The organism is Nostoc sp. CALU 546, assembly GCF_048836525.1.
The window spans coordinates 1-2,890 of the sequence record NZ_JAWJTF010000266.1 but is presented as its reverse complement, the minus strand read 5'-3'; the positions used below and the strand labels follow the sequence as shown (position 1 = coordinate 2,890).

The 2,890-nt window shown below is 41.4% G+C and carries 2 protein-coding genes; both read left to right on the top strand.

The window, feature by feature from the left end:
• The coding region (locus RRG12_RS42520) for a filamentous hemagglutinin N-terminal domain-containing protein (protein ID WP_420763245.1) at nt 1–2,577 on the top strand (2,577 nt) is incomplete at its 5' end.
• 18 nt (nt 2,578–2,595) lie between these two features.
• On the top strand, nt 2,596–2,890 hold a 295-nt coding region (locus RRG12_RS42515; RefSeq protein ID WP_420763244.1), incomplete at its 3' end, for a DUF2887 domain-containing protein.

Genomic DNA, 2,890 nt, shown 5'->3' with positions numbered 1-2,890 from the left:
GGTACGACGGTTGGCAACAATCTATTTCATAGCTTTGAGGAATTTTCCATTCCTACAAATGGCATTGCACATTTTCAAAACCCCGCAAATATACAGAATATTATTAGCCGTGTTACAGGTCAATCTCAATCTATCATTGATGGATTAATCCGTACCAATGATACAGCGAACTTATTCTTAATAAACCCGAATGGAATTGTTTTTGGCTATAACGCTACTCTCAATGTTGGTGGCTCATTTATTGCGACTACAGCCAATAGAATTAAATTTGCTGATGACTCAGAATTTTTAGCTACACCAACGCAGATTAACCCTCTACTGACTATCAATGTGCCTGTGGGTTTAGGTTTTGGAGAAGTACCAGGAAAAATTATTAATCAAGCGATCGCATTAGATCCATCTGACAATCCTGTTGGTTTGCAAGTACCTTCAGCCAAAACCTTAGCACTGATTGGTGGCGAAGTAGCTTTAGATGAGGGTTTTTTAACAACACCAGGAGGAAGAATTGAGTTAGGCAGTGTCTCCAGTAACAGTTTTGTCAACCTTACACCTACAGATAAAGGTTGGGTTTTCGGTTATGAGGGTGTGCAAAATTTTCAAGACATCACCCTCTCTAAAGCAGCCTTTGTTGGTTCTAGCGATTTCCTTGGTGCTGATATTCAGATGCAGGGAAGAGGCATTACTATTACTGAAGGTAGTCAAGTGAGTTCTCAAGCTAGTTTTGATGGACAAGCAGCTAATTTCAATATCCGCGCTTCAGAACAATTAGAGTTAATTGGGACGACAGAAGATTTTTTCCCAACAGGTATTTTTAATCAAGTTAGTAGGGACGTTACAGGTGAAGGAAAGACTCTGACAATTGAAACTCCACGTTTAATTGTGCAAGGAGGGGCACAGGTTTCAACTGCTACCTATGGTACAGGTAGAGGTATAAATTTATCGGTCAAAGCTTTCGATTCTATTGAACTTACAGGGTATTCACCTTTTTTTAATAAAATCAGTGGATTATTTGCCACAGTAGCATCAGGAGCTACAGGTAATGGTGGAGTATTAACCATTGAGACTGCAAATCTGCTAGTTCAAGGAGGCGCACAGATTTCAGCAGCTACTTTTGCTGGAGGTAATGCTGGGGAATTGAGAGTTATAGCATCTGAGTCTATAACTGTTAACGGAAGAACCCCAGATGATTTAATCGGTAGTGGTTTATTTGCTCAAGTTGAAGAGGGTGCTACAGGAGATGGTGGCAATTTAATTATTAACACTCAAAAGTTAAATGTTTTGGGTGGGGCGCAGATTTCCACGTCAGCACGCAGTGGTGGAAAAGGGGGAGTTTTAACTATCAATGCTACTGATTCTATTTTAGTGAGTGGAACAGCTGCGATCGCGGATGATTCTAGCAGAAGTAACATTCTCGTTTCCGCTGAACCAGGAGCTACCCGCGATGCTGGAGAGTTAAACATTACCACTAATACCCTGACTGTTGAAAATGGAGCCAGAATCTCAGCAGACAACTTTGGTTCCGCTCAGGGAGGTATTGCCAATATAAACGTGAGACAATTGCTAATTCGCAATGGGGGGGAAGTCAGGGCTGGCTCATTTAGTGATGGTTCAGGCGGAACTTTGACTGTCAATGCTACCGAGTCTGTAGATGTGATTGGTACTGGAACCATTGGCGCTGAAGAAATACCCAGTACCTTATTTTCCGAAGCTCAAGGAAGCGGTAGAGCTGGAAGTTTATTTGTCAACACACCAATTTTGAATGTCCGTGAGGGAGGAGAAATCACCGTCAGCGCCACAGGTACAGGTGCAGCGGGGAACTTAACTGCAAATGCCAACACAATTCGCCTAAACCAAGGAAAACTCACCGCAGAAACCAATGCTGGTGAAGGTGCAAATATCAAATTAGAAAACGTAGAATTGTTATTCTTGCAAAATCAAAGTCTGATTTCTGCCCAAGCTTTCAATAATGCTAGTGGAGGTAACGTCACTATTGACGCACCTGACGGCTTTGTTATTGCTTCTTCCAATCAAAATAATGATATTGTCGCCAATGCTTTTCAAGGAAAAGGTGGCAATATTAACATTAATGCTCAGAGTATTTTTGGTCTAGCACAACGCCCATCAACACCGCTAAATAACACCAATGATATTGATGCTAGTTCTCAGTTTGGCTTAACAGGTACAGTCACAGTTAATACACCTGATGTAGACCCTAGTCGCGGTTTGGTACAATTACCTGACAATTTAACGGATGCGTCACAACAAATTGTCTCTAGTTGTAACCCCGGTAGTTCCGCTAGACGTAGTTCCTTCACCGTAACAGGACGGGGAGGAATTGCCCGCAGTCCGATAGAACCATTCCAAGGTGAAGTATCTACAGCACGATGGATAACATTAGATGCAATAAATACTGATCAAAATAGTAATGTGATTAATGAAATTCTGCCATCTTCCCCACCTAAAATAGTCGAGGCGCAAGGCTGGATTATCGATAAAAACGGTAATGTATCTCTAGTAGCTGAAGTCCCAAATATTAACCCTCGTGGTTTGTCTGTCTCTAGTAGTAGTTGTTTCTAAGTAAAATGGGAATTTTTCATGCGGCGAGACTCGATTTTTTACAAACTATTTCAACAATATCCCACTCTTTTATTTGAATTATTGACAAATCCGCCAACAAATGCAGCCACCTATCGATTTGATTCAGTAGCAGTCAAAGAACCCAAATTTGAAATTGACGGTGTATTTCTTCCACCGGAAAATGCAGGTGCAGGAGTTGTGTATTTCTGCGAAGTCCAATTTCAAAAAGATGAAAGGCTATATGAACGGGTATTGGCTGAGTCCTCACTGTATTTTTACCGCAATCGTGACAGATTTAGCGATTGGCAAGCAG